At 71.0% G+C, this 25055-nt stretch carries 26 protein-coding genes; 15 read left to right on the forward strand and 11 right to left on the reverse strand.

Features of this window, described 5'->3' with window-relative positions:
• Positions 1-12 precede the first annotated feature (12 nt).
• Positions 13-2370: an endopeptidase La gene (gene lon / locus ACWDRB_RS06515; protein WP_449892098.1), complete on the forward strand. Its 2358-nt coding sequence runs from the start codon at positions 13-15 to the stop codon at positions 2368-2370.
• 67 nt (positions 2371-2437) lie between these two features.
• On the forward strand, positions 2438-3565 hold the full coding sequence (locus tag ACWDRB_RS06520; RefSeq protein WP_449892099.1) for a Fic family protein: 1128 nt from the start codon (positions 2438-2440) through the stop codon (positions 3563-3565).
• Here ACWDRB_RS06520 and ACWDRB_RS06525 read toward each other — a convergent pair.
• Positions 3562-3987 (reverse strand): MarR family winged helix-turn-helix transcriptional regulator, encoded by a 426-nt coding sequence (locus ACWDRB_RS06525; RefSeq protein ID WP_449892100.1) that lies wholly within the window; start codon positions 3985-3987, stop codon positions 3562-3564. The genes ACWDRB_RS06520 and ACWDRB_RS06525 overlap by 4 nt on opposite strands.
• A 112-nt stretch (positions 3988-4099) precedes the next feature.
• Between ACWDRB_RS06525 and ACWDRB_RS06530 the strand changes: the two genes are divergently transcribed.
• From ACWDRB_RS06530 to ACWDRB_RS06560, 7 genes are all read left to right on the forward strand, one after another.
• Complete coding sequence (locus tag ACWDRB_RS06530) at positions 4100-5110, forward strand: FUSC family protein (RefSeq protein ID WP_449892101.1); 1011 nt, start codon at positions 4100-4102, stop codon at positions 5108-5110.
• The gene (locus ACWDRB_RS06535; RefSeq protein WP_449892102.1) at positions 5094-6380 is read left to right on the forward strand and encodes an alpha-amylase family glycosyl hydrolase; all 1287 of its coding nucleotides are present in this window, start codon (positions 5094-5096) and stop codon (positions 6378-6380) included. Before ACWDRB_RS06530 ends, ACWDRB_RS06535 begins: the two co-directional genes overlap by 17 nt.
• 269 nt (positions 6381-6649) lie before the next feature.
• On the forward strand, positions 6650-7603 hold the full coding sequence (locus tag ACWDRB_RS06540) for a methionine ABC transporter ATP-binding protein (RefSeq protein WP_355192227.1): 954 nt from the start codon (positions 6650-6652) through the stop codon (positions 7601-7603).
• Positions 7600-8256, forward strand: coding sequence for a methionine ABC transporter permease (locus ACWDRB_RS06545; RefSeq protein WP_363964193.1), 657 nt, complete (start codon positions 7600-7602; stop codon positions 8254-8256). The genes ACWDRB_RS06540 and ACWDRB_RS06545 overlap by 4 nt, the downstream gene beginning before the upstream one ends.
• Before the next feature lie 9 nt (positions 8257-8265).
• Positions 8266-9099 carry a MetQ/NlpA family ABC transporter substrate-binding protein gene (locus tag ACWDRB_RS06550; protein ID WP_449892103.1) on the forward strand — a complete coding sequence of 278 codons (834 nt, stop codon included), beginning with the start codon at positions 8266-8268 and terminating at the stop codon, positions 9097-9099.
• Positions 9100-9201: 102 nt separating this feature from the next.
• Positions 9202-10737 (forward strand): AMP-binding protein, encoded by a 1536-nt coding sequence (locus ACWDRB_RS06555; RefSeq protein ID WP_449892104.1) that lies wholly within the window; start codon positions 9202-9204, stop codon positions 10735-10737.
• A gap of 154 nt (positions 10738-10891) precedes the next feature.
• The gene (locus tag ACWDRB_RS06560; RefSeq protein ID WP_449892105.1) at positions 10892-12127 is read left to right on the forward strand and encodes a S1C family serine protease; all 1236 of its coding nucleotides are present in this window, start codon (positions 10892-10894) and stop codon (positions 12125-12127) included.
• Between the two features lie 67 nt (positions 12128-12194).
• Here the strand turns inward: ACWDRB_RS06560 and ACWDRB_RS06565 are convergent, their stop codons facing one another.
• The 8 genes from ACWDRB_RS06565 to ACWDRB_RS06600 form a co-directional block, all read right to left on the reverse strand.
• Positions 12195-12935: an ABC transporter permease gene (locus ACWDRB_RS06565; RefSeq protein WP_364247138.1), complete on the reverse strand. Its 741-nt coding sequence runs from the start codon at positions 12933-12935 to the stop codon at positions 12195-12197.
• A complete protein-coding gene (locus ACWDRB_RS06570; RefSeq protein ID WP_449892106.1) occupies positions 12928-13809 on the reverse strand; it encodes an ABC transporter ATP-binding protein in 882 nt (293 codons plus the stop codon). Before ACWDRB_RS06570 ends, ACWDRB_RS06565 begins: the two co-directional genes overlap by 8 nt.
• On the reverse strand, positions 13806-14129 hold the full coding sequence (locus tag ACWDRB_RS06575) for a transcriptional regulator (protein ID WP_449892107.1): 324 nt from the start codon (positions 14127-14129) through the stop codon (positions 13806-13808). Before ACWDRB_RS06575 ends, ACWDRB_RS06570 begins: the two co-directional genes overlap by 4 nt.
• A complete protein-coding gene (locus ACWDRB_RS06580; RefSeq protein WP_449892108.1) occupies positions 14126-14749 on the reverse strand; it encodes a hypothetical protein in 624 nt (207 codons plus the stop codon). Before ACWDRB_RS06580 ends, ACWDRB_RS06575 begins: the two co-directional genes overlap by 4 nt.
• A gap of 82 nt (positions 14750-14831) precedes the next feature.
• Positions 14832-16508 carry a thiol reductant ABC exporter subunit CydC gene (gene cydC, locus ACWDRB_RS06585; protein WP_449892109.1) on the reverse strand — a complete coding sequence of 559 codons (1677 nt, stop codon included), beginning with the start codon at positions 16506-16508 and terminating at the stop codon, positions 14832-14834.
• Positions 16505-18205, reverse strand: coding sequence for a thiol reductant ABC exporter subunit CydD (gene cydD, locus ACWDRB_RS06590; RefSeq protein WP_449892110.1), 1701 nt, complete (start codon positions 18203-18205; stop codon positions 16505-16507). Before cydD ends, cydC begins: the two co-directional genes overlap by 4 nt.
• A gap of 6 nt (positions 18206-18211) precedes the next feature.
• Positions 18212-18976 (reverse strand): cytochrome d ubiquinol oxidase subunit II, encoded by a 765-nt coding sequence (locus tag ACWDRB_RS06595; protein ID WP_350726782.1) that lies wholly within the window; start codon positions 18974-18976, stop codon positions 18212-18214.
• Positions 18977-18989: 13 nt separating this feature from the next.
• Complete coding sequence (locus ACWDRB_RS06600; protein WP_449892111.1) at positions 18990-20159, reverse strand: cytochrome ubiquinol oxidase subunit I; 1170 nt, start codon at positions 20157-20159, stop codon at positions 18990-18992.
• A 156-nt stretch (positions 20160-20315) separates the two neighbouring features.
• Here ACWDRB_RS06600 and ACWDRB_RS06605 point away from each other — a divergent pair, with 156 nt between their 5' ends.
• On the forward strand, positions 20316-20681 hold the full coding sequence (locus tag ACWDRB_RS06605; protein WP_350726786.1) for a PadR family transcriptional regulator: 366 nt from the start codon (positions 20316-20318) through the stop codon (positions 20679-20681).
• On the opposite strand, the gene ACWDRB_RS06610 is transcribed toward ACWDRB_RS06605, so the two are convergent.
• Positions 20653-21321 (reverse strand): permease prefix domain 1-containing protein, encoded by a 669-nt coding sequence (locus ACWDRB_RS06610; RefSeq protein ID WP_350726788.1) that lies wholly within the window; start codon positions 21319-21321, stop codon positions 20653-20655. The two genes, ACWDRB_RS06605 and ACWDRB_RS06610, sit on opposite strands and share 29 nt — an antisense overlap.
• 105 nt (positions 21322-21426) lie before the next feature.
• Between ACWDRB_RS06610 and ACWDRB_RS06615 the strand changes: the two genes are divergently transcribed.
• From ACWDRB_RS06615 to ACWDRB_RS06625, 3 genes are read left to right on the forward strand one after another with little or no spacing between them, the layout of a single operon-like run.
• Positions 21427-21780 (forward strand): VOC family protein, encoded by a 354-nt coding sequence (locus tag ACWDRB_RS06615; protein ID WP_363964212.1) that lies wholly within the window; start codon positions 21427-21429, stop codon positions 21778-21780.
• Complete coding sequence (locus ACWDRB_RS06620) at positions 21777-22109, forward strand: ArsR/SmtB family transcription factor (RefSeq protein WP_449892112.1); 333 nt, start codon at positions 21777-21779, stop codon at positions 22107-22109. The genes ACWDRB_RS06615 and ACWDRB_RS06620 overlap by 4 nt, the downstream gene beginning before the upstream one ends.
• The gene (locus ACWDRB_RS06625; RefSeq protein WP_449892113.1) at positions 22099-22554 is read left to right on the forward strand and encodes an SRPBCC family protein; all 456 of its coding nucleotides are present in this window, start codon (positions 22099-22101) and stop codon (positions 22552-22554) included. The genes ACWDRB_RS06620 and ACWDRB_RS06625 overlap by 11 nt, the downstream gene beginning before the upstream one ends.
• Positions 22555-22598: 44 nt before the next feature.
• Here the strand turns inward: ACWDRB_RS06625 and ACWDRB_RS06630 are convergent, their stop codons facing one another.
• Complete coding sequence (locus ACWDRB_RS06630; protein WP_449892114.1) at positions 22599-23915, reverse strand: pentapeptide repeat-containing protein; 1317 nt, start codon at positions 23913-23915, stop codon at positions 22599-22601.
• 142 nt (positions 23916-24057) lie between these two features.
• On the opposite strand from ACWDRB_RS06630, the gene ACWDRB_RS06635 reads away from it, so the two are divergent.
• Both ACWDRB_RS06635 and ACWDRB_RS06640 read left to right on the forward strand, forming a co-directional pair.
• On the forward strand, positions 24058-24318 hold the full coding sequence (locus tag ACWDRB_RS06635) for a hypothetical protein (protein WP_449892115.1): 261 nt from the start codon (positions 24058-24060) through the stop codon (positions 24316-24318).
• 370 nt (positions 24319-24688) lie between these two features.
• The gene (locus ACWDRB_RS06640) at positions 24689-25054 is read left to right on the forward strand and encodes a thioredoxin family protein (RefSeq protein WP_449892116.1); all 366 of its coding nucleotides are present in this window, start codon (positions 24689-24691) and stop codon (positions 25052-25054) included.
• Position 25055: the final 1 nt, after the last annotated feature.

Raw genomic sequence — 25055 nt, forward strand, 5'->3', positions numbered from 1 at the left:
TTTGGAGTTCGCATGAGTGAGAGCCTGATCCTTCCGGTCCTGCCGCTGGACGACGAGGTCGTCCTGCCGGGCATGGTGGTTCCGCTGGACCTGTCCGACTCCGAGGTGCGGGCTGCCATCGACGCGGCCCGTGCATCCGGTGGCAACAAGCCGCGGGTCCTCCTCGTTCCCCGGATCGACGGCCGTTACGGCGCCATCGGCGTGCAGGCCGTTGTCGAGCAGGTCGGGAGGCTGCCCGGCGGCGAGCCTGCCGCCGTGGTCCGGGGCGTCAACCGCGTCCGCGTGGGCACCGGCACGACGGGCCCGGGTGCCGCGCTGTGGGTCGAGGCCGACACGATCGACACCGTCGCCGCCGGTGAGCGCGCTCAGGAGCTGGCCAAGGAGTACAAGGCGCTGGCCACCACGATCCTCCAGAAGCGCGGCGCCTGGCAGGTGGTCGACCAGGTCAACCAGATCGACGATCCCTCGGTGCTGGCCGACAGCTCCGGCTACACCCCCTGGCTGACCACGGCGCAGAAGGTCGAGCTGCTCGAAGCCGCCGACCCCGCCGAACGGCTGGCCAGGCTGATCGAGTGGTCCCGCGAGCACCTCGCCGAGCTCGACGTCGCCGAGACGATCCGCAAGGACGTCCAGGAGGGCATGGAGAAGCAGCAGCGTGAGTTCCTGCTGCGCCAGCAGCTCGCCGCCGTGCGCAAGGAGCTCAAGGAGCTCAACGGCGACACCGAGACCGAGGAAGAGGACTACCGGGCCCGCGTCGAGGCCGCCGACCTGCCGGAGAAGGTGCGCGAGGCCGCGCTCAAGGAGGTCGACAAGCTGGAGCGGACCTCCGACCAGTCGCCTGAGACCGGTTGGATCCGCACCTGGCTGGACACGGTGCTCGACATCCCCTGGAACGACCGTACCGAGGACAACTACGACATCACCGGCGCGCGGGCCGTGCTGGACACCGACCACACGGGCCTGTCCGACGTGAAGGACCGCATCATCGAGCACCTGGCCGTGCGCAAGCGCCGCCAGGACAAGGGTGTCGGCGTGGTGGGCGGCCGCCGCAGCGGCGCCGTGCTCGCCCTCGCCGGCCCTCCCGGAGTCGGCAAGACGTCTCTGGGCGAGTCCGTGGCCCGCGCGATGGGCCGCAAGTTCGTACGCGTCGCGCTCGGCGGCGTACGCGACGAGGCCGAGATCCGCGGCCACCGGCGCACCTACGTCGGCGCGCTGCCCGGCCGCATCGTCCGCGCCATCCGCGAGGCCGGCTCGATGAACCCGGTCGTCCTGCTCGACGAGGTCGACAAGGTCGGCTCCGACTACCGAGGCGACCCGACGGCGGCCCTGCTGGAGGTGCTCGACCCGGCCCAGAACCACACGTTCCGCGACCACTACCTCGAGGTCGAGCTGGACCTGTCCGACGTGCTGTTCCTGGCCACGGCCAACGTGCTCGAGGCCATCCCCGGGCCGCTGCTCGACCGGATGGAGATCGTCACGCTCGACGGCTACACCGAGGACGAGAAGGTCGCGATCGCCCGCGACCACCTGCTGCCCAGGCAGCTGGAGCTGGCCGGGCTGAGCGCCGAGGAGGTCAAGGTCGAGGACGACGCGCTGCGCAGGCTGGCCGCCGAGTACACCCGCGAGGCGGGCGTCCGGTCGCTGGAGCGCTCGGTTGCCAGGATCCTGCGCAAGGTGGCGGCCAAGGACGAGCTGCCCGTCAGGGTCGGCGAGGGCGACCTCGTGGGTTACCTCGGGCGGCCGCGGTTCGTGCCGGAGTCGTCGCTGCCCGAGTCCACCCAGCGCACCTCGGTGCCGGGCGTGGCCACGGGCCTGGCGGTCACCGGAGCAGGCGGCGACGTCCTGTACGTCGAGGCGTCCATGGCCGACCCGGAGACCGGCGAGACCGGCCTCACGCTGACCGGCCAGCTGGGCGACGTGATGAAGGAGTCGGCCAGGATCGCGCTGTCCTACCTCCGCTCGCATGGGGCGGAGCTGGAGCTGCCGGTCACCGCGTTGAAGGACCGCTCGGTCCACGTCCACTTCCCGGCGGGCGCCGTGCCCAAGGACGGCCCCTCGGCCGGTGTGACGCTGACGACCGCGCTGGCCTCCCTCCTGTCGGGCCGTCTCGTACGCAGTGACGTGGCCATGACCGGCGAGATCTCCCTGACCGGGCGGGTCCTGCCGATCGGCGGCGTCAAGCAGAAGCTCCTGGCCGCGCACCGGGCGGGCATCACGACCGTCCTCATCCCGGCCCGCAACGAGCCGGACCTGGACGACGTGCCCGAGGAGGTTCGCAACGAGCTGACCATCCACGCGGTGAGCGACGTGCGCGAGGTCCTCGACATCGCGCTGACCCCGGCGCAGGTGGCCGCCACGGTAGCCGCCTAATCGGGGCATAAATGGGCGAATCATTCAGTCGTTTGACTGGATGATTCGCCCATGCTGTTATGTGGGCATGTTGTACGAGACCCCGGCGCTGGAGCCCGCGGACAAAGCAGTCCTCGAGGAGATCGAGGAGATGCGGCGCGACCTGAAGTACCGGCTCGCCGAGACCCATCGGTGGGACGGGCAGTTGCGCAGGCAGTTGCAGGCGCGGGCGATCCAGGGCTCCAACTCGATCGAGGGCTACCAGGCCAGCGTCGAGGACATCCAGTCGATCATGGCGGGTGAGGAGCCGCTGGAGACGTCGATGTCGGTGGCTCAGGAGATCGCGGGCTACCAGCAGGCGCTGACGTACATCCAGGTGCTGTCGCGGGCGCCGGTGTTCCGCTACGACGCCGGGATGCTCAACGCGCTCAACTTCATGGTCATCGGTCACCATCGCAACAAGGGGCCGGGCGTCGTCCGGCCGGGAGCCATCTTCATCCGTGACTCCGACACGGGGGAGGTCGTCTACGAGGGCCCTGACGTCGAGCTGGTCCCCGGCGCGATGAACGAGCTGGTCGCCTGGCTGAACGAGGGCGACCTCGACGTCCCCGGCTATGTCCGGGCCGCCATGGCCCACTTCAACCTCGTCAAGATCCACCCGTGGCGTGACGGCAACGGCCGGATGTCGCGGGCGCTGCAGACGCTCGTCCTCGGCCGGGAGCAGATCCTGCTGCCCGAGTTCTGCTCCATCGAGGAGTGGCTCGGCCAGCAGCGCGTCACCCTCGACTACTACGACGTGCTGGGCGAGGTAGGAGGGCGGCGATGGGGCCCTCACGGGGACACGCTGCCGTGGGTGCGGTTCTGCTTGAAGGCGCACCACCTGCAGGCCCAGCGGGTCCGCCAGCGCCTGGCCGAAGCCGGAGAGATCTGGATGCTCCTGGAGGAGCAGGTCGACGCCGACGGGCTCAACAGCCGTACCGTCTCCGCGCTCTACGAGGTCTTCGTGAACAGGCGGCTGCGCAGGAGCCGCTACCAGTCCGACGAGGGCCTCAGCCAGGGGCAGGCCGCGCGTGACCTGCGCGACCTGGCCGCCAAGGGCTGGCTCCGGCCGTACGGCGAGACCAAGGGCCGCTTCTACGCGCCGGGGCCCCGCATGGAGCGGATCAAGGCCGACTTCGCCGAGCGCGTCACCCCGCTGCGCGACCCCTACCGCTAGCGGAGCTGTTCGAGCAGGTCGGCGGCCACCGCCAGGATGCGGCACTCGGCGGGGGTGAGCTTGCCGGCCATGGCCTCGGCCAGCCACAGATCCGTGGTGCCGACCTGCTGGGTGAGCGCCGCCATGCCGTCCTCCGTGAGGACGATGTGGTGCCTGCGGCGGTCGGTCTCCCCGCGCGAGCGGCGGATCAGGCCCTGCTCCTCCAGCGAGGCGAGCACGCGGGTCACGGACTGGGGCTGGAGGTGCTCGGCGGCGGCAAGCTCTCCCGCCGTCATCGCGCCGCGCCGGTGCAGGTGGCCGAGCAGGGAGAGGGCCAGGCGGCCGAGGCCGTGCGCGGGGCGCTCGTCGCGCAGCCGCCGCGCCAGGCCGATGGTCGCCCGGCGGAGTGCCACGGCTGTGGCCCGCAGTTCCTCGTCGTCCATGATTATTACGATAGCACTTACTAATTCGACAGCATCAAGCGCCGAAAGCGTGCTGACTTGCTACGCAATGCTTAGGAAATTGGGGTAGGCTCCCGCGTCGGGAGGTGCCGACGTGCGGATCGAGCTGCGACACATGGTCGCCGCCGGGCTGGGGCTCGGCGGGCCGGTCGCGTGGGGAGTCGCCTTGGGGCAGCCTGCGTCCGGCGCCCTGGCCGCCATCGGAGCCCTCGCCGTGAGCGGCCTCTTCGGAAACGAGGCCCGGCCGGGCCTGGTCCATGGCGCCGCCGCGGTGGCGGGCACGGCTGTGGCCGGGTTCGCCGGGGTCGTGGTCGCGGGGCGCGGGTGGCTCACCGCCGTCGCCGTCGTGCTGATCGCGGGCCTGCTCGCGGTGGCCGGCGGCATCAGCCGCCCCATGGCCGAGCACAGCACCCGCTTCATCGTCTTCATGGTCATCAGCACCGGCGTGGCCAAGGGCGTCGAGCCGGTCGCCGCCGCCGTGCTCTTCGCCGGAGGGGCGGCCTGGGGCCTGCTGGTCACCGCGCTCTGCCTCCACGCCCGGAAGGGGCCCGCCGAGCCGGGGGAGCCTCGGCCGGCTCCTCCTCCGGCGAGAGCGCTGCTGCGGCGCTGGTGGCGGACGCTGGGGAGCGCGCCCGGGTGGCAGTACGCCATCCGCCTGACCACCTGCCTCGCCGCCGCCGAGGCCGTCGGTCTCCTGTGGCCGCAGCCGGCCGCGTCGTGGATCGCCGTCACCGTGGTGATCGTCGTCCGGCGCCGCCTGGACGGCGCGGCCAGGCGGTCGGTCGAGCGGGCCGCCGGCACCGCCGCCGGAGTCGTCGCCGGATCCGCCGCGCTGCTGTGGGTGCCGCCGTCGTGGCTGTTCGTGCTGCTCGTCGCCGCGCTCGCCGCGGTCAGGCCGGCGCTCAAGGAGCGCAACTACACCCTGTACGCGACCGTCATGACCCCGCTCGTCCTGCTGCTCATGGAGGGCGGCGCACGTGTGCCACCCGCCACGATCGGGTACCGGCTGGCGGACACGGCCATCGGCTGCGTACTGGCCCTGGGGCTCGGGTATCTGCCCTGGGTGGTACGCCGGGAAAGGAGCGTTCGTGCCGTCGTGGGCTGAACATGCGATCTGGTGGCACGTCTACCCGCTCGGTTTCGCCGGAGCCCCCGCCACCGCAGAGCCTGCCGAGGGCGTGCGGCACCGGCTGCGGCATCTCGAGTCATGGCTGGACTACGCGGTCGAGCTGGGCTGTTCGGGCCTGCAGCTCGGCCCGATCTTCGCCGCCGAGTCCCACGGGTACGACACCGTCGACCACCTCAGGATCGACCCGCGCCTCGGCGACGATCGGGACTTCGACTCCCTCGTCGCCAAGGCGCGCGACCGCGGGCTGCGGGTCGTCCTCGACGGCGTGTTCAACCACGTGGGCCGCTCCTTCGCGGCCGGCGAACGATGGTTCAAGCGCGCCGCCGGCGGCTACGAGGTCTTCGAGGGCCACCACGGGCTCGTCACGCTCGACCACGCCCAACCCGCCGTGCAGACGTACGTGGCCGGCGTGCTCGACCACTGGCTCCGCCGCGGCGCCTCGGGGTGGCGGCTCGACGCCGCGTACGCCGTGCCGGCGTGGTTCTGGCGGAAGATCCTGCCGGAGGTACGCCGACGGCACCCCGAGGCGTGGTTCGGCGGCGAGGTGATTCACGGCGATTACGCCGGTTACGTCAGCGAGTCGGGGCTCGACTCGGTCACCCAGTACGAGCTGTGGAAGGCCATCTGGAGCTCGCTCAACGACCGCAACCTCTTCGAGCTCGCCTGGGCCCTCGACCGCCACGACAAGCTGCTCGACACGTTCGTGCCGCTCACGTTCGTCGGGAACCACGACGTCACCAGGCTCGCCACCCGGCTCGACGACCCCCGCCACCTGGGCCACGCGCTGGCCGTGCTGTTCACCGTCGCGGGCCTGCCCAGCGTCTATTACGGGGACGAGCAGGCGTTCCAGGGGCTGAAGGAGGAACGGGCGGGCGGCGACGACGCGATCAGACCGGCGTTCCCCGCGGAGCCGGGCGGCCTGCCGCCGTACGGGACCGAGGTCTACCGGCTTCACCAGCGGCTCATCGGCTTCCGCAGGCGCCACCCGTGGCTGCACCGAGCCCGGACCACCGCCGAACAGCTCACCAACACCACCGTCGCGCTCCGCAGCCGCGGGGGACCCGGCGAGGAGGTCGTGACGCTGCTGAACCTCGGCGACCAGCCGCACAGCTTCCTCATCGGCGACGCGCGGGCCGCCTTCCAGGACGATCGGGGGGATCCGGCCGTGGTCCCAGGCCACGGCTGGCGCATCGTGACTCAGATCACCAAAGAAGTAGGGAATAAGGGGAGTCAAGGGATCCGTTGAATCGGGCGTGAACGAGGCATACGCGTACGACACGAGCGCCCACCGGGACGGCTCGTGTTGTCGTATGGGGCGAATGCCGAGCTGAAGCAGAGATCCGCCCGTTCCTCCTCGAAGGTCACCATGATCGCACCTTGTTTCGTGCTGCGCAGGCTGAGCCACCTGCCCTTCCACCCCGGCACCCGCTGACGCCGGCCCCCTTTTCTTCCTTCATGTGATGTACGTTTCCGCGCGGCCCGCCGACGGGCCGCTATCAGTCGTGGGGATATTCCGTGATCCAGGCTTCAGGCCTGCGCAAGCAGTACGGGGACACCGTGGCGCTGGACGGCGTCGATCTGCACGTGCGCGAAGGCGAGATCTACGGCGTGCTCGGCCAGAGCGGCGCCGGCAAGAGCACGCTCCTGCGCTGCGTCAACCTGCTCGAACGCCCCACCGCGGGCACCGTCACCGTCGCGGGGCAGGACCTGACCGCGCTGCGCAGCGCCGAGCTCAACCGCGCCCGCCAGCGCATCGGCATGATCCACCAGCACTTCGCGCTGCTGAACTCGCGCACGGTCGCGGGCAACGTCGCCTTCCCCCTGGAGATCATGGGCGTGCCCAGGGCCGAGCGCGACCGCCGCGTGGCCGAGCTGCTGGAGCTGGTCGGGCTCGCGGGCCGCGGCAAGGACCGCCCGAACCAGCTCTCCGGCGGCCAGAAGCAGCGGGTCGGCATCGCCAGGGCGCTCGCGGGCAACCCGTCCGTGCTGCTGTCGGACGAGGCCACCTCGGCGCTCGACCCGGCCACCACCCAGTCGATCCTCGCCCTGCTCAAGCGGCTCAACGCCGAGCTGGGCCTGACGATCCTGCTCATCACCCACGAGATGAACGTCGTCAAGAGCGTCTGCGACTCGGTCGCCATCATGGCGAACGGGCGCATCGAGGAGTCGGGCGCCATCGCGGACCTCATCCGTACCCCCGGATCCCGCTTGACCAGGGAGATCTTCCCGCTGCCCGAGCCCGCCCCGGCCGGTTCGGTGACGCTGACGTTCACCGGCGACCCGCGGCAGCCGGTGGTGTCGGAGGTGGTCAGGAAGTTCTCCGTGGACCTGAGCATCCTGGGCGGCTCGATCGAGGACCTCGCCGGCGGCTCGGTGGGCCGGCTGCGGGTCGCGCTCGACGGCGCCGAAACCGCCGCCGCGCTGGCGTACCTGCGTGACGCGGGCCTGATCGTGGAGGAAAGCGCATGAACTGGGACGAGATCCTGCCGCTGCTCGGTCCGGCGACGCTGGAGACGGCGCAGATGGTCGGCTGGTCGACGCTGTTCACGGCGCTGCTCGGGCTGCCGCTCGGCGTGGCGCTGGTGGTGTTCGACCGGAACGGGCTGCGGCCGGCGCCGGCGCTCAAGTCGGCCCTCGGGTTCGTGGTCAACATCGGGCGGTCCCTGCCGTTCATCGTGCTGATGATCGCGATCATCCCGTTCACCCGCCTCGTCGTCGGCACGACCATCGGGACTGCCGCGTTCGTGGTGCCGCTCACGGTCGGCGCGGTGCCGTTCTTCGCCCGCCTCGTCGAGACGGCGCTCAGGGAGGTCGGCCCGGACGTGGTGCAGGCCGCGCAGGCCATGGGCGCGAGCCGGGCCACCATCGTGCGCAAGGTCCTGCTGCCCGAGGCGCTGCCCGGGCTGGTCGCGGGCCTGACCGTGACCGTCGTCGCGCTCATCGGCTACAGCGCCATGGCCGGCACGCTCGGCGGCGGCGGGCTGGGCGACCTGGCGGTCCGGTACGGCTACCAGCGGTTCGAGACGCTGCTGATGATCGTGACCGTCGTCTTGCTCCTCATCATCGTGCAACTTCTGCAAAGCCTGGGCGACTGGGTCGCTCGGCGCCTATCTCACAAATAAGGAAAAATCATGAAATTTCGTTATATAGCGGGTGCTGTTGCGCTGGCCTTGTCGCTCGCCGCATGCGGAACGTCGCAGTCCGCGACGACGGCCACTGGGTCGGCCGCCGAGTCGGCCGACACCGTGCTGAAGGTGGGCGCCAGCCCGGTGCCGCACGCGGAGATCCTCAACTTCGTCAAGCAGAACCTGGCCCCGGCCGCCGGGCTCAAGCTCGAGGTCGTGGAGTTCACCGACTACGTGCAGCCGAACGTGCAGCTCGACGAGGGCCAGCTGAGCGCGAACTTCTTCCAGCACAAGCCGTACCTGGACGACTTCAACGCCTCCAAGGGCACCAAGCTGACCTTTGTCACGCCGGTGCACCTGGAGCCGCTGGGCCTCTACTCCAAGAAGATCACCTCCGTGTCCGCGCTGGCCGCCGGCGCGACCGTGGCCGTCCCGAACGACGCCACCAACCTGGGCCGCGCGCTCAAGCTGCTCGCCGACAACGGCCTGGTCAAGCTCAAGGACGGCGTCGGCACCGCCGCCACCGAGCGCGACGTGGTGGACAACCCGAAGAAGCTGCAGTTCAAGCCGCTCGAGGCCGCTCAGCTCCCGCGCTCGCTCGAGGACGTGGACGCCGCCGTCATCAACGGCAACTACGCCATCGAGGCGGGGCTCAAGCCGGCTTCGCAGGCGCTGGTGCTGGAGAAGACCGAGGGCAACCCGTACGTGAACGGCCTCGTCGTCAAGGCCGGCCACGAGAAGGACGCCAACATCGTCACGCTCGGGAAGCTGCTGCAGGACCAGAAGGTCAAGGACTTTATCAAGCAGAAGTACGAGGGCTCCGTCATCCCCGCCGAGTGACCCCACCCGCGCGAAGCCGCGTCGCCCGTCCCGCCGACACGCAAAGGGGATGGGCGGGCGCGCGGCCTGGCGTGGGCGCGGGGCACCGAATAGTGTTCGGTCATGTATCCGGGAGCCATCGCAGCAGTCACCCCAGACAAGCCCGCTGTGATCATGGCGGGCTCCGGACGGATCATCACCTACCGCGAGCTGGACGAGGAGTCGAACCGGCTGGCCCACCTGTTCCGCGCCGCCGGGCTGCGGCCCGGTGACCACATCGCGTTCATGCTCGCCAACCACCCCCTCTTCCTGGCCGTCGCCTGGGCGGCACAGCGCTCGGGGCTGTACTACACGCCGATCAGCTCCCGCCTGCAGACCGACGAACTGGCCTACATCATCGGCAACTGCGGCGCCCGGGCGTTCATCTCCAGCGCCGACCTGGCCGCCGTCGCCACCTCGGTCACCGACGCCACGCCCGGGGTCGAGCTGCGGCTCATGCTGGACGGCACGGCCGAGGGCTTCGCGTCGTACGAGGAGGCGGTCGCCAAGCAGCCGGCCACCCCGATCGACGACGAGTGCATGGGCGTGGACATGCTCTACTCCTCGGGCACCACGGGACGGCCGAAGGGCGTCAAGATCCCCTCGGCGCACGGCCCGCTCACCGAGCCCGGCATGCTGCTCCAGCTCGTCCAGGCGCTGTTCGCGCCGTCGGCGGGCAGCGTCTACCTCTCGCCGGCCCCGCTCTACCACGCCGCCCCGTTGCGCTACAGCCTGACGTTCCAGCGGCTCGGGGCCACGGTGGTGGTGATGGAGCGCTTCGACCCCGAGCAGTTCCTGGCGCTGGTGGAGCGGTACGGGGTGACGCACGCGCAGCTCGTGCCCACGATGTTCATCAAGATGCTCAAACTGCCCGAGGAAACCCGGACAAAGTACGATATTTCCTCGCTCGCGTACGCGATCCACGCCGCCGCCCCCTGCCCCGTCCCCGTCAAGGAGCAGATGATCGACTGGTGGGGCCCGATCATCCACGAGTACTACGCGGGCACCGAGGGCAACGGCTTCCTCTACGTCAACTCCCAGGACTGGCTCCAGCACAAGGGCACGGTCGGCCGCTCCCTGCTCGGCATCGTGCACATCTGCGACGAGGACGGCAACGACCTGCCCCCGGGCGAGCACGGCACGATCTACTTCGAGAAGGGCGGCCGGTTCGAGTACCACGACGACCCGGGCAAGACCCGCTCCGCGGAAGACCCTCAAGGCAGGGGCTGGACCACGCTCGGCGACATCGGCCGCCTGGACGCCGACGGCTTCCTCTACCTCACCGACCGCCGCTCGTACATGATCATCTCCGGCGGCGTGAACATCTACCCGCAGGAGGCCGAGAACGTCCTGTCGGTGCATCCGAAGGTGGCCGACGTGGCGGTGTTCGGGGTGCCGGACGAGGAGATGGGTGAGCAGGTCAAGGCCGTGGTCGAGCCGGTCTCCATGGCCGAGGCCGGCCCGGGGCTGGAGGCGGAGCTGATCGCGTACTGCCGGGAGCGCCTGGCCCACTACAAGTGCCCGAAGTCGGTGGACTTCCGCGAGCAGTTGCCCCGCCACCCGACGGGCAAGCTCTACAAGCGCCTGCTCAGAGACGAGTACTGGCCGGCTTCCGGGTAAATTTTCCGCATTTCCTCCGGACCGTCCCCGACGGTTTCACCTTGGCGGATAAGGCGCCCGTTCAGACTTCTCATAAAGCTCTGATCAGCGGCTTAACGTGCGCTTACGCGTCGCTTGGCACCCTGGAGTCATCGGTACTCGAGGGAGATGACAGATGAACGCGAACGAGCCTCACGAGCAGGGGACCGGCGGGTGGAGCCAGTTCGGCAGCAACCCGCCGGCCGCCGGGGGCTTTCCCCGGCGGGACACGCAGATCATGGACCAGCCGGCCCCGCCTTCCTCGCCACCGAAGAAGCTCGGCTTCGCCGCGGGTCGCAAGACCGTCGCCGGGCTCGCCCTGGCGGCCACGGCCATCGGCGGCGGCGTCGTGGGGGCCGTCGTCGCCAACGCCTTCCAGCCGACGCAGCTGGCCAGCAGCGCAACGCCGAGTCCCGTCTTCAAGTCGGCCTCCAACCAGCTCACCATCGCGCAGGTGGCCGCCAAGGTGCAGCCGACCGTCGTGATGATCCAGGGTCAGACCGGTGAGGGCTCCGGCGTCGTGCTGTCGGAGGACGGGCTCATCCTCACCAACAACCACGTGGTCGTGGGCGCCGGCGAGGGCGGCGGGCAGATGACCGTCAAGTTCAACGACGGCAAGACCACGAAGGCCAGCGTCGTCGGCACCGACCCGGCCACCGACCTCGCCGTCATCAGGGCGGAAGGCGTGTCGGGGCTGAGCAAGGCCACGCTCGGCGACAGCGACATCGTCAAGGTCGGCGACCCCGTACTGGCCATCGGAAGCCCGCTCGGCCTCGACGGATCCGTCACCGCGGGCATCGTCAGCGCGCTCGACCGCACGCTCACCGTCGGCGGCGAGCAGCGGCAGCAGATCCCGCCCGGCTGGGGCTGGGGCCAGCAGCAGGACCAGGGGAGCGGGACCACCACGATCGCCGGCGCCATCCAGACCGACGCCGCCATCAACCCCGGCAACTCCGGCGGCGCGCTGGTGAACGCCGCGGGCGAGCTGATCGGCATCAACACCGCGATCGCCTCGGACGCCGCGGGCGGCGGCGTCGGCTTCGCCATCCCGGTCAACACCGCCAAGCAGGTCTCCGAGCAGCTCATCGGCAGCGGCAAGGTCAGCCACGCGTTCCTCGGCGTGAGCGTCACCGACGCGACCGGCGACGTGCCGGGAGCCCTCGTCAGGCAGGTCACCGACGGGAGCCCGGCGGCCAAGGCGGGACTGCGGCAGGGCGATCTGATCACCAAGATCGGTGACAAGGCGGTTGACGGGGGAGATACTGTAGTTGGGCAGGTCAGAGGTTTTAAACCCGGCCAACAGGTCAAGATCACATACATGAGGGACGGCAAGACGGCCGACGTCACCGTGACCCTCGAAGAGAAGAAGTAACAAGGACCCCCTCCCGGACGGGTGTGCCGTTGAGATCGCTGCGGACTCGGCGGCACACCCCCCCATTTCAGGAGAAGCGTCTGCCCTCGTCGCGGCGGTAGGCCCAGCCCGCGGCGAGGGCGAGGACGACCGTCCAGACGGCCAGCATGACGACGGCGACCACGTTCGGGGCGCGGTCCGCGGTCACCGCCCAGAGCAGCTCCGCCGCACCCCGGGTCGGCACGTACGGGGAGACGGCCTCGATGAAGCCGGGCAGGACCTGGGGCGGCAGCAGCAGCCCGCCCAGCACCGCCAGCGGGAAGAACAGGATCTGCGACACGGCGATCGCCGCCTTCGAGCTCAGCCGGAAGCCGATGAACAGGGCCAGCAGCATGAACGGGATCCCGCTGACGACCAGCACGGCCAGCCCGAGCAGCAGCTTCACCGGCGTGATGGTGGCCTCCGTGAGGAACGCCGCCACCAGCAGCACGGGGATCACCGAGATCAGCATGACGGCCACCGTCGTCAGGATCCGCGCGGCGAAGCGGGGGAACGGGCCCGCCGGGAGCGTGCGCAGGTACGGGTTCCAGGGCTGCTCGCGGTCCTGGGCGACGGTGATGCTGAGCCCGATCAACGCCCCCGACATGGCCCCGAAGAACATCAGCGACGCCGTCGCCATCGTGGCCCCCTTCGGATCCTGCCCCGCGAACGGCACCACGAACGCCAGCATCGACACGGCCGGGAAGAACGCGCTGGCCAGGAGGCTGATGGGCACCCGCAGCTGCTCCAGCATGAGGTAGCGGGTGTGCGCGAGGACCAGGCTAGGCATGGGCCGTCTCCTTCGAGGTGATGGTGAGGAAGGCCTCTTCCAGGGTGGTCGGCCTGATCTCGAGGCCGGAGAACGGGGTGCCGCTGCGCACCAGCTCGACGACCAGCCGGTCGGGGTCGGTGGTCACCAGGTGGGTCCGGCCGTCCTCGTGTTCGGTGCCGATCACGCCGGGCAGCTCGGGCAGGTTCTCGGCGACGAGCGAGACGCGCCGCACGCCCACCATGTCGCGCACGGCCCGCACCGTGTCGTCGGCCAGCACGCGGCCGTGGCCCACCACCACGACCCGCTCGGCCAGAGCCTCGATCTCCTCCAGGTAGTGGCTGGTCAGCAGGACCGTGCCGCCGCCCTCGTGGAAGGATCTGACGCCCTCCCACAGCGAGCGCCTGGCCTCGACGTCCAGGCCGGTCGTGGGCTCGTCCAGGAAGACCAGCTGCGGGTCGCCCGCGAAGGCCAGCGCCACGGCCAGCCGCCGCTTCTGGCCGCCGGACAGGCCGCCGACCTGCCGTTTGGCCAGGTCGTCGAGGCCGAAGCGGGCCAGCAGCTCCCCTTTATCCGCCTTTTTCGTGAAATGTGAGGAGACGAAGTCGACGATCTCGCCGACGCGTAACGACTCGGGCAACCCGGTCTCCTGCGGGGTCACGCCGATCCCGCGCCGCATGGCCGGGTCCTGCGGGGAGCCGCCGAGCAGCTCGACCGTGCCGGAGGTGGGGCGGCGCAGCCCCACGAACAGGTTGATCAGGGTGGACTTGCCCGCGCCGTTCGGGCCGAGCAGTCCGACGAGCTCGCCCGCCCGGATGTCGAGCGAGACGCCGTCGAGCGCGAGCACGTCGCCGTAGCGACGGGTGACCTCGATCGCCCTGGCGAGCATGGTCATGAGATTCCTCCAGCATTGTCGAGCAAGGCGCGGATCGCCTTGGTGTAGTCCTCGAAGGCAAGCCGTCCGCGCTTGGTGAGTGCCGCGAACGTGACCGGCGTGCGGCCCTTGTGCGTCTTGGTGATCTGGACGTATCCGGCGTCCTCCAGCTTGCTGAGGTGCACCGACAGGTTGCCCGCGGTCATGCCCAGCAGGTCCTTCAGCGCGGGGAAGGCCAGCTCGTTCCCCTCGCCGAGCACGTTCAGCGCGGCGACCACCCGGAGCCTGGCCTGCGCGTGGATCACCGGGTCGAGCTCCGGCGGTGCATTGTCCGTGCTCACCGGCAGCGCCTGAGCCACAGGCCCGCGACGATGAAGCCGCCTCCCAGCAGCACCGCCGTCAGCAGCGCGTGCCAGCCGGCGCCGAGGAGCACGCCTACGGCGTCGACGCCCGCGACCCACGCCCCGATGAAGAACATCGGCCAGTTGAGCCAGATCGCGCCCCCGGCCATGTGCATGACCGCGACGACCATGAGCGACGCGCCTCCCCAGACGAGGCCGCTCTCAGCGGGTGGCAGGAGGTCGCTCACCCTGGTGGCGATGACGACCACGAGCATCATCCCGGCGAACCACGCGTAGCCGTACATCGTGCCCCTGGCCGTGTGGTCGCCGCGGATGCCCTTGTTCATCCGTACGATCCCGAACGCGGCCACCGCCCCGGCCACGATCTGCGCGCCCATCAGCACCGCCAGCGCCTGCATCTGGGAGATCGGCGCGTACGGGCGGCCGTCGAGGCCGTAGTGCAGGAAGAACGCGGTGAAGCCGAGCAGCCAGGCGATGCCCCAGGGGGCGTAGAGCAGGAGCGGGTCGCCGTACAGCCACCTCGTGGTGGCGGCCCGCTGCTCCTCGATGACGCGCAGCATCTCCTCAGGGCTGGTCACCTGGTCGTCGTCGCTCGTCATCGCAAACTCCTCGGTCTCTCAAACTGGTTTGTATTTTAAACCAGCTTGCCGCGCCAACTCAATCCCGTGTTCGTCGGGGGACTCAGCGCCTGGTCAGGACCTCGGACTCCCACAGATCGCGGTAGTAGCCGGGCACCGAGACGAGCTCGTCATGCCGTCCCCGCTGGACGACCCGGCCCTCTTCGAGCACCACGACCTCGTCCACGCTCTCCAGCCCCTTGAGCCGGTGCGTCACGAGGAGCGTGGTGCGGTCGCGCGTGACGTCGAGCAGGTCGCCCATCAGCCGGTCGGCCGTCTCCTCGTCGAGCGCCTCGGCGGGCTCGTCGAGCAGCAGCACCGGCGGGTCGTACAGCAGGGCCCTGGCCAGGGCCAGGCGCTGCAGTTGGCCGCCGGACACGGTCCTGCCGTCCTCGCCCAGCTCGGCGTTCCACCCGGTCCGCTCGACCCAGCCGTCGAGCCTGGCGTCGCGTACGGCCCGCTCCAGCTCCTCCTCGCCGGCCTCCGGGCCCGCGAGGCGCAGGTTGTCCTTCAGGCTGGCGCGGAAGATGTACGGGTCCTGGGTGAGGCCGGTCATGAGCGCCCGCACGTCGTCGCCGCCGAGGTCGCGTACGTCCACGCCGTTGACGCGGATGCTGCCCGACTCCGGCTCGACCAGGCGCATCAGGGCGGCCAGCAGCGTGCTCTTGCCCGCCCCGCTGGGGCCCACGATCGCCACCCGCCTGCCGGGCGTGAGCGTCAGCGACACGCCGTCCAGAGCGGCCCGCGCGGACCCGTGGCGGACCACCAGGTCGTCGATCTCGACGGTCAGCGGGGCCTCGGGCCGGGGCGCGGGCCGGGCGGGCTCCGCGACGGCCGGGGTGGCGGCGCGGACCTCGCGCAGGCGGCGCAGCGCCGCCGTGATCCCGGCCAGGCGCTCGCCCGCCGCCGCCAGCGGCAGCACCGGCTCGAACGCCACCAGGGAGGTCAGCGCGAGCACGGCCGTCGCGACCGAGCCGGCGCCCGCGCCCTGAGCGAGCAGGACGACGGCCGCCACCGTCAGGCCCTGTACGAGAGTGCCCCCGGCCAGGGCGGCGGCGTGGACGCGGGCCTGGCGGCGTTCGAGCGCGGCCAGGGACTCGTCGGCGGCCAGCGCCTTGGTCAGCGCCTCCTCGTCGGCGCCGTAGGCGGCCAGGTCGGCGGAGCCGTGCACCAGGTCGGCCACCCGGCCCGCCAGCGCCGCCCTGGCCGGGGCGATCCTGGCCGACCAGCGCCGGGCCGCGGCGGCCGTACCGGCGGGCAGCGCCACCCCGGCCAGCAGGAGCCCGGCCACCAGCACGAGCGCCGTCACCGGCAGGACGGCCAGCCCGATGACGACGGCCGCCAGCCCCGCCAGCGCCGCCGCCGCGGCGGGGAGCAGGCAGCGCACGAGCAGGTCCTGTACGGCCTCGGTGTCGTCGACCATGCGGCTGAGCAGGTCCGCGCCGCCGTGCCGGGGCTGCTGGGGCGGGATGAGGGCCCGGTAGAGCTGCTCGCGGGTGCCCGCCTGGGCGCGGAGCGCGACGTCGTGGCCGGTGAGGCGTTCGGCGTAGCGGAAGACGCCCTTGCTCGTGGCGAACGCCCTCGTCGCCACGATGGCCACGCTCAGGGCGGCCAGGCCCGGCTGCTGCGCGGCCCTGGTGATCAGCCAGGCGGCGGCGGCGATGAGCCCGAGCCCCGCCAGGTCCGCCGCCGCGCCCGCCAGCACGGCCCAGAGGAGCCGCGTGCCCATGCGCCGGTTCACCGGCCGCTCCCTTCGCCCCGCCGCGCCGCCGGCTCGGCCTTTTGGTGCACGCGGGTGGTGTCGGAGACGACGCGGCCCTCGTGCACCCGGATGACGCGGTCGGCCAGGTCGATCATGGCCGGGCGGTGCGCGACGATGACGGCCGTACGGCCCTGGGCCAGGTCCGAGGTGGCCGCCACCACGGCGGCCTCGCTGCGCCCGTCCAGGCGGGCCGTGGGCTCGTCGAGCAGCAGCACCGAGGCCGCGGGCCGGCAGAAGGCCCGCGCCAGCGCGATCCGCTGCCGCTGACCGGCGGACAGGTTGGCGCCGCGCTCGCCCACCACCGTGTCGAACCCCTGCGGCAGCGCGTCCACGAAGTCGGCGTGCGCGGCGGCCGCGGCCCTGCGGACCTCCTCCGGGGAGGCCGCGGGAGCCCCGAGCCGGATGTTGCCGGCCACGGAGGTGGCGAACAGGTGGGGCCGCTGCGCCACGAACGCCAGCCGCGCCCGCCAGCTCCCCAGGTCGAGCTCGCGAAGATCGGTGCCGTCGACGAGCACCCGGCCCTCCGACGGCCGGACGAACCCGAGGACGAGATGGAGCAGGGTGCTCTTGCCGCCGCCGCTCTCGCCGACCAGCGCCACGCGTTCCCCCGGGCCGATCGTGAGCGAGACGTCCTCCAGAGCCGCGACGTCACGGCCGGGATAGCGCACGGTCACGTTCTCCAGGCGGATCTCCGGTGCCCCCTGCCCGGCCGGATAAACCCGCCCATATGCGGGCTCGGGCTCGTCCGCGCCGTCCAGCACGGCGAAGGCCGCGTCGGCCGCCGCCACCCCCTCCATCGAGGCGTGGAAGCGCGTCCCCATCGCCCGCAGCGGCAGGTACGCCTCCGGCGCCAGCAGCAGCACCAGCAGCGCCGTCGTCAGATCCAGCGACCCCCCGAGCAGCCGCAGCCCGATCGGCACCGCCACCAGCGCCAGCGACAGCGACGCGCACAGCTCCAGCACCAGCGACGACAGGAACGCCACCCGCAACGTCCGCATCGTCGCGTTCCGGTGCGCGTCCGCGACCTGCTGGATGACGCCCGCCTGGTAGCGGGCCCGGCCGAAGGCCCGCAGGGTGGGCAGCCCGCGCACCACGTCGAGGAAGTGGCCGCCGAGCCGCGACAGGGCCAGGAACTGGCGCTCGGTGACGGCCTTGGTGGTCATGCCGACCAGGGCGCCGAAGACGGGGATCAGGGGGAGCGTGATCAGGACGATGAGCGCGCTCGCCAGGTCGGCGGCGAACAGCCGTACCAGCACCGCGAGCGGCACCACCCCGGCCACCGCGATCGACGGCAGGTAGCCGGTCAGGTACGCGTCGAGCCCGTCCAGGCCGCGCCCCGTGAGCGTGACCAGCTCGCCCGAGCGGTGCTGCGTGAGCCGCCCGGGGCCCAGGTCGCGCAGCCGGGCCAGCAGCCGGTGGCGCAGCGCCGACTTCACGCCGGTGGCGGTGCGCCCGGCGAAGACGCCCTGCGTCCAGGCCAGCAGCGCCCGCACGCCCACCACCGCCGCCAGCCCCGCCAGGGCGACGGCGGTGAACCTGCCGGACAGCACCCCGGCCAGCAACTCGGCCTGCACCAGCACGAGCAGCCCCGCCAGCACCGCCGCGACCATGGTCACGGCCAGGTGGCGGCGGACCGACCGCTCGGCCCGCATGAGCCGTAGGAGATCCTTGTGCACGAGCCCTCAGAAGAACGACGGAAGCGGGACGGCGTCCTTCCCTGGGCGGAAAGTGCGCCACACCCATACTTGCGCGCCCAGGACGATGGGTGCGAACGGCAGCACCATGACACTGAGCACATTCAACGTGGCCGCCGGCGCGCTGTTGGCCAGCAGGTACGGCATCGCGCCCACGAGCACGCCCACCGCCGGGACCGCCGCCACGACCCCGGACACCACCAGGGCCCGCCCCGACCTGGACGCCCCGAAGACCCCGGGCGCCCGCCACGCCAGGAACGTCCACCCGTGGAAGGCGAACAGCAGCGTCACGACCGCCCCCAGCATCACCCCCACCGGGTGCACCACCGGGCCCGCGAACCCCGTGGCCGCCGCGTGGATCGTCATGCCCCACCCGAACGACAGCCCCAGAGACCCGAACGCGATCATCGCGTCCCAGAACCCCCGCCACCTGAACCCGTCCAGCCTGCGCCGGAACCACAGCCCCGCGTCCCGCAGGATCCAGCTCAGCAGCATGGCCACCACCAGCGGATACAGCTTGAACAGCACCTCGCCCTCGAGCAGCGGATAGACGCCGAACAGCGTCCCGGCGACCGCCACCAGCCACACCTCGTTGGCCAGCACGTACGGCGCCATCGCGGCCACCATGCGGTCGCGGCCCTCGCGGGTCCTGCCCAGCAGCGGCAGCAGCAGCCCCACCCCCAGGTCGAACCCCTCAAGGGCGAAATATCCGGCCAGCAGCACGGCGAAGAGAACGAACCAGATCACTTCCATGTCGGCACCTCACTCAGTAACTCAGCGCGGGGGAGCGGGTCTCACCGGCGGGGACGGCGCCCAGGGCCACGTCGCGCGGCCCGCGCCGGACGATCCTGGCGATGAGCACGTAGTCGACGACCGCCAGCAGCCCCAGCACGCCCGCGAACCCGACGAGCGAGGCCGTGACCATGCCCGAGGTCAGCCCGGGGGACATGGCGTCGGCCACGGTGAGCTTCTCCCAGATCATCCACGGCTGCCGGCCGACCTCCCGCGCCAGCCAGCCCATGATCGCCAGCAAGAACGGCAGCGGCGTCATCAGCATGAGCAGCGGATGCGTCCACCGCCACCGCGGCAGCACGGCGATCATCGGCAGCATCACGAACAGCACGACCAGCGCGAGCAACTGCCCGAACTCGATCATCATCCCGAGCGCGACCGCCGCGCCCACGTTGTCGCTGAACTTCCCGTCCTGGATCCCGGCGAACTGCGCATACCCGAACCCGATCGTGACGAAGATCCCGAGCGCCGCCGCGACCACGCCGGTCCGCAGCGACCTGGTGAAGAACTCCACGTGCTCGGTACGGCGGCGCAGCTGGTACGCGCTCGCCCCCACCAGCACCATGGCCCCCGTGAACAGCCCGGCCCCGATGACGTGCGGGAAGGAGAAGACCAGGCTCTTGTTCGTGAGCAGGGCGCCGAAGTCGACCAGCTCCAGGCGGTCGCCGCGGGCGACGGAGCCGACCGGGTTCTGCAGGAACGAGTTGGCGAGCATGATGTAGAAGGCGCTCGCGTACGCGGTCAGCGTCACGAGCCAGATGCAGGCCAGATGCGCCCATTTCGGCAGCCGTCCCCAGCCGAAGATCCACAGGCCCAGGAACGTGGACTCCAGGAAGAAGGCCACCAGGGTCTCCATGGCCAGCGGCGCGCCGAACACGTCACCGGCGTAGTGGGACAGGCCGCTCCAGGAGAGGCCGAACTGGAACTCCATCACCAGCCCGGTCACGATGCCCAGCGCGTAGTTGACGACGTAGATCTGACCCCAGAAGCGGGTCATGGCCTCGTGGAGCGGTTTGCCCGAGATCGCCCAGCGCGTGTTCATGATCGCCACCAGTGGCGCCAGGCCCAGGGTGAGCACGACGAACAGGAAGTGGAGGCTTCCCGTCACGGCGAACTGTGTCCGGGCCAGTTCGAGTACATCCATCGCGAACTCCGTTGTTGTGTCTGCCTACATATAGAGAGCCTACATGTAGACTGCCTACATGAGCGCACACGTCCGCACTTCGGCCGATGTCCCTCGGACGGAGGGGCGGGGCGCGGAGCATGCCGGGTCGCCCGTGCGGTGTCTAGGATCGGAATCATGAATCCGGACGCGCTGCGCGGGCACATGGACGCGCTCCTGCTCTCCGTGCTGGAGCGGGAGCCGCTGCACGGCTACGCCATCATCGAGGCGCTGCTGGAGCGCAGCGGCGGCGCGCTGAACGTGCCGACGGGCACCGTCTACCCGGCCCTGCGCCGGCTGGAGCGCATCGGCTACCTGTCCAGCGAGTGGGCCACGGTGGGCGGGCGCAAGCGCCGTACCTACCGGCTGACGGATTCGGGCAGGAAGCAGCTCGAAGGGGAGCGCTCGGCGTGGCAGGAGTTCGCCAGCGTGATCGGCGGCGTGCTCCGCGCGGACGCCGTGGAGGCCGGGGAGGTCAGCGGCGCGCGAAGGGCGGCCGGCTGATGCGCAGGCAGCGCGTCGCGCCGTAGATCTGCAGGCCCCAGCAGGCGGACGTCACCGCGTTGGCCAGCATGGAGGGCAGGACGTCCAGATGGCTCGCCCCGTTCGAGCCCAGGGTCAGCAGCATGCCCAGCGCCACGGTGACGGGCAGCATGCCCCAGACGAGCACGCCCAGCGACCTGGTCACCAGCCGCGGCCGGCGGATCCACCGGGCGCCCCGGCTCAGCGCGAACAGCGCGAGCCCGCCGTAGAGCCCGACGCAGAGCTGCAGAACGTCGAGCAGGCGCGAGACGGGCCGGTACCAGGCGGGCGCGAGGCGCCAGGCCTGGTCGTCGCCGGGATAAATGCGCCAGATCACCGACCACATCAGCGCGGTGATCGGCACGCTGATGAACAGCAGGAAGCCCAGCCGGCGCCCCGCCACGGCGGTCAGCTCGGACTGGTAGCCGGGGGCGACCTCCGCGACCTCCCCGAACTCCGCCACCGCGACCCGCTCCGCCTCCGCCCGTGCGAGCCCTTCGGCCTCCAGCGCGTCGGCGGTGTCGGTCAGGCTGTCGCGCGCCTCGACGACCAGATCGCGCTTCGCCCCCTGCGGGCCGGCCAGGGCGCTGTCGAGCTCCGCCACGTAGTCGTCGATACGCATGGACCCCAGTCTACGGAGGACGATCTCGGTCTCCCATCGGGGAATTCCCCGATATTTCCGGGGCCGGGTTGATGTGTAGGAAAATTCCTACGTATAGTGTCCGACATGCCGATATCTCAGATCCTCACCATCACCGTGCCCGTCGCCGACCAGGAGCGGGCGCTGGCCTTCTACACCGGCGTCCTCGACTTCGAGGTGCGCACCGACAACCCGTTCCCGATGGGCCGCTGGCTCACCGTCGCCCCCAAGGGGTCCGGGACCGCGCTGCTGCTGGCCTCCTGGTTCCCCGGCATGGCCCCGATCGGCGGCCTGGTGGTGGCCGCGCCCGACCTCGACGTCCTGGCCGCGCGGCTGCGCGAGCACGGCGTCTCGTTCGAGGGGCCGAGCGACGAGCCGTGGGGGCGTCAGCTGCTGTTCCAGGACCCGTTCGGCAACGGGTTCGTGGTCAGCCAGGCATGACGGCCGACCACGTGTTCACCGCGCTGGCCAGCCCGGCCAGGCGGGAGCTGCTGCGCCTGCTGCTCGACGAGGGCGCCCAGCCCGCCGGCCGGCTGGCCGAGCGGTTCGACATGAGCAGGCCCAGCGTGTCGGAGCACCTCAAGGTGCTCAGGGACGCCGGGCTGGTGGCCGAGAGCCGCAGGGGGCGGGAGCGGCACTACCGGCTGGAGGCGGCACCGCTCATGGAGATCCGCGAATGGCTCACCCCGTACGAACGGTTCTGGCGGGAGAAGCTGGCCGACCTCACGACCCTGCTGGACGAGATGGAGGACGACGACCATGCCCCGTGACACGGCGGCCGAGGACCTGCGCGCGATCAGGATCGACCAGTTCATCGCGCATCCCCCGAGGAAGGTGTGGCGGGCGCTCACCGAGCCCGAGCTGGTCGCCCGCTGGCTCATGCCCAACGACTTCAAGCCGGAGGTGGGGCACCGGTTCACGTTCACCACGGAGCCCAAGCCGCAGGTGGGCTTCGACGGGATCGTCTACTGCGAGGTGCTGGAGCTGGAGCCGGAGAAGCTGCTCAAGATCAGCTGGAGCGATCACAAGCGGGCCGACTGGACGGTCACCTGGCGGCTGGAGCCCGAGGGCAAGGGCACCCGGCTGTTCCTCGACCATGAGGGCTTCGACCCGGGCGACGAGTTGCAGCAGCTCTCCCGCCGTATCATGGGCGGCGGCTGGCGCTCGCGCCACTTCCGCGCGATCGCCGCCGTCGTGGAGGAGCTGGACGCCTAAGGGTTCAGGGCCGGGCTCGGCGGCTCCGCCCGGCGTTCGGCGTGCTAGGTGGACGTCCACATCACGGTGGCCGTGGTGATCGCCAGTAGCAGCGCGAACCAGCCCGCAGCCCGCCCCATGCGCATGCCGTACCCGCACACGAGCCAGGAGACCGACAGCCACCAGCGGTGACCGGCCTGGCGCCGCATCTCCATGGCCGCGAACGCGAAGTCGGCCGAGGTGGCGCGGTCGCTGGGCTGCAGCCCGGCGTAGAGGTCGGCCAGCCGGTCGGGTGTGGCGCCGGGGTCGCCCGCCGCCTCCCAGCCGCGCATGGTGTGCTCGTCGGCCAGCGCGCGCCGGCGGGAGAACCAGCGCAGCATCGGCCAGCGCAGGCTCACCCGCAGGCCGCGCGGCGTCAGCGCGAACGTGCAGTCCTTGACCCGCACCGCCGACGGATGGGCCAGCCCGGCGAACCTGCAGGCCGACAGGTCCAGCCCGTACAGTGCCAGGTCGCTCGCGTTCACCTGCCGCAGCGAGGTCAGCACGGATCTGCCCCGGCCGGTCACGGTGGCGGGGCCGCGCAGCACCGCGCCCTCCAGGTCGGCCTGGGAGTCGGTCAGCCGCAGCGTCGTCGTGCCCGCCACCTCGACGCCGCGCAGGTCGACGCCGCACCGGGACACCGCCACGTCCAGGAGCCCGTCGGCGCGGGCCCTGGCCGCCGACAGCCTGCCGGTGGCCGAGAGGTACGCGTCGGCGGCGAAGTGCGCGGCCTCGAACCCGGCGTGCCCGCTGACCTTGCGGAAGGACAGGGTACGGCCGAAGCGCGCCCCTCTGAAGGCGGCCCCGTCGCCCAGCCTGGCCCCGTCGAAGGTGGCGTACCCGTCGAACCTGGCCCGCTCGCACGACAGCCCGTGGCCGAAGACGGCCTGGCTGAACAGCGCGTCGCGGGACATCACGGCCCGGTCGAGGGAGACGTGCCCGCGCACGGTGACGCCGTGGAAGGACAGCTCGCGGGTGAACCTGGCGCCGGCCAGCGACACGTTGCCCTCGAAGCGGGCGCCGAAGAACGAGGCCAGCCGCTCGAACCTGGCGCCGTCGAGCGACACGTCGCCCGTGAACGTCACGCCGGACAGCCGTACGTCGCCGGTGAACCTGACCCGGTCGAGCCGGGCTCTGCCGGGCCTGCCGTCGGCGGCTTGGAGCACCCGGGACAGCAACTCGGCGCTGACGGTGGTGCCGCGCAGGTCGAGCAGGCGGCCGGGGGAGATCTCGTCGAGGGCCTGGGGGAGTTCGTCGGGTGCGAGGTGTGCGAGGCAGAAGCCGGTCGTCCGGCTGGCGATTCCGGTGCAGGCAGCGGAATGCGCGCAGGTGACCCAGTCCATGAAGAGGTCATACCCGCCGGAGACGGCGTCAAGGTTCGATGTTTTAATGTTCTATCCGCTTTTATGTGGAAATATGCGCTCTAAATAGGCTCTAAAGTGCCCGGCATGCGCGCTTTATCCAGAGCCTCCCTTGCTGCCCTGATTGTGGTGGCTCTCCGCCTCGCCCGCCGTGGCGGCTCCCGCACCCCCTTGTGACACCCCTGCCACCCACCGGATCGCGCAGGTGCAGGGCAGCGGGGAGGCGACCCCGCTGCCCGGCCAGACCGTACGGGTCGAGGGCGTCGTCACCGGCGACTTCCAGCGGACCGACCAGGAGTACAACCCGCTCGGCCGCTACCGGCCGGACGCGTTCCGCTCCTCCGACCACGACCCGCTGGTCATCGGCCTGACCCTGCCGGGGTGATGAATGTCACAACGCCCGCCCGCCCAGGTCTCGCGCGGGGCAGCGCAAATAAGATGGATCTTCCGAACCCCCCTGGGAGAGGGTGAGCCTGCATTGGCGCACGTTGATCGACCCCGGACGCGCGCGCCGCGCGTCGGGACCTACGACGGTGGCGATCAATCGGGCACGCGCGAGGTGGCGCGGCTGATCAGGGAGCCGGCCCCGCGGGAGGTCGTCTTTGACGGCACCCGATCCCCGATGCACGACGTCAGGCGCGCGGTCCTGCCCGACCCCGGCCTTCTGCGGCCGTCTGCCTGGACACTGGAATGCCGGTGAGAGGGTAGGGGTTCATAACGATGGACAGTTTTCAGCGAGGGACGAGGAGCCACTTGTGGCGACCATCGAAGTAACAGAGCAGAACTTCAACGACATCGCCGACAAGGGGATCGTGCTGCTCGACTTCTGGGCGGAGTGGTGCCCGCCGTGCAAGAAGTTCGGTCCGATCTTCGAGCAGGCCTCGGGGCTGCACGAGGACATCACGTTCGGCAAGATCGACACCGACGCCGAGCAGGGGCTCGCCCAGGGCTTCGACATCACCTCGATCCCGACGCTCATGGCCATCCGCGACGGCATCGTGGTCTTCGCCCAGGCCGGCGCCATCCCGGCGCCCGCACTGGAGGACCTGATCAAGCAGGTGCGGGCGCTCGACATGGACGCCATCAGGGCCGAGCTCGCCGAGGAGATGAAGCAGAACTGAC

The organism is Nonomuraea sp. NPDC003707, from assembly GCF_053587055.1.

Excerpts from the sequence above, each read along its gene's own strand:
- lon (WP_449892098.1), top strand. The coding sequence starts at position 13 with ATGAGTGAGAGCCTGATCCTTCCGGTCCTGCCGCTGGACGACGAGGTC.
- ACWDRB_RS06520 (WP_449892099.1), top strand. The coding sequence starts at position 2,438 with ATGTTGTACGAGACCCCGGCGCTGGAGCCCGCGGACAAAGCAGTCCTC.
- ACWDRB_RS06525 (WP_449892100.1), bottom strand. The coding sequence starts at position 3,987 with ATGGACGACGAGGAACTGCGGGCCACAGCCGTGGCACTCCGCCGGGCG.
- ACWDRB_RS06545 (WP_363964193.1), top strand. The coding sequence starts at position 7,600 with ATGAACTGGGACGAGATCCTGCCGCTGCTCGGTCCGGCGACGCTGGAG.
- ACWDRB_RS06550 (WP_449892103.1), top strand. The coding sequence starts at position 8,266 with ATGAAATTTCGTTATATAGCGGGTGCTGTTGCGCTGGCCTTGTCGCTC.
- ACWDRB_RS06555 (WP_449892104.1), top strand. The coding sequence starts at position 9,202 with ATGTATCCGGGAGCCATCGCAGCAGTCACCCCAGACAAGCCCGCTGTG.
- ACWDRB_RS06560 (WP_449892105.1), top strand. The coding sequence starts at position 10,892 with ATGAACGCGAACGAGCCTCACGAGCAGGGGACCGGCGGGTGGAGCCAG.
- ACWDRB_RS06565 (WP_364247138.1), bottom strand. The coding sequence starts at position 12,935 with ATGCCTAGCCTGGTCCTCGCGCACACCCGCTACCTCATGCTGGAGCAG.
- ACWDRB_RS06570 (WP_449892106.1), bottom strand. The coding sequence starts at position 13,809 with ATGACCATGCTCGCCAGGGCGATCGAGGTCACCCGTCGCTACGGCGAC.
- ACWDRB_RS06580 (WP_449892108.1), bottom strand. The coding sequence starts at position 14,749 with ATGACGAGCGACGACGACCAGGTGACCAGCCCTGAGGAGATGCTGCGC.
- ACWDRB_RS06595 (WP_350726782.1), bottom strand. The coding sequence starts at position 18,976 with ATGGAAGTGATCTGGTTCGTTCTCTTCGCCGTGCTGCTGGCCGGATAT.
- ACWDRB_RS06600 (WP_449892111.1), bottom strand. The coding sequence starts at position 20,159 with ATGGATGTACTCGAACTGGCCCGGACACAGTTCGCCGTGACGGGAAGC.
- ACWDRB_RS06605 (WP_350726786.1), top strand. The coding sequence starts at position 20,316 with ATGAATCCGGACGCGCTGCGCGGGCACATGGACGCGCTCCTGCTCTCC.
- ACWDRB_RS06610 (WP_350726788.1), bottom strand. The coding sequence starts at position 21,321 with ATGCGTATCGACGACTACGTGGCGGAGCTCGACAGCGCCCTGGCCGGC.
- ACWDRB_RS06615 (WP_363964212.1), top strand. The coding sequence starts at position 21,427 with ATGCCGATATCTCAGATCCTCACCATCACCGTGCCCGTCGCCGACCAG.
- ACWDRB_RS06620 (WP_449892112.1), top strand. The coding sequence starts at position 21,777 with ATGACGGCCGACCACGTGTTCACCGCGCTGGCCAGCCCGGCCAGGCGG.
- ACWDRB_RS06625 (WP_449892113.1), top strand. The coding sequence starts at position 22,099 with ATGCCCCGTGACACGGCGGCCGAGGACCTGCGCGCGATCAGGATCGAC.
- ACWDRB_RS06630 (WP_449892114.1), bottom strand. The coding sequence starts at position 23,915 with ATGGACTGGGTCACCTGCGCGCATTCCGCTGCCTGCACCGGAATCGCC.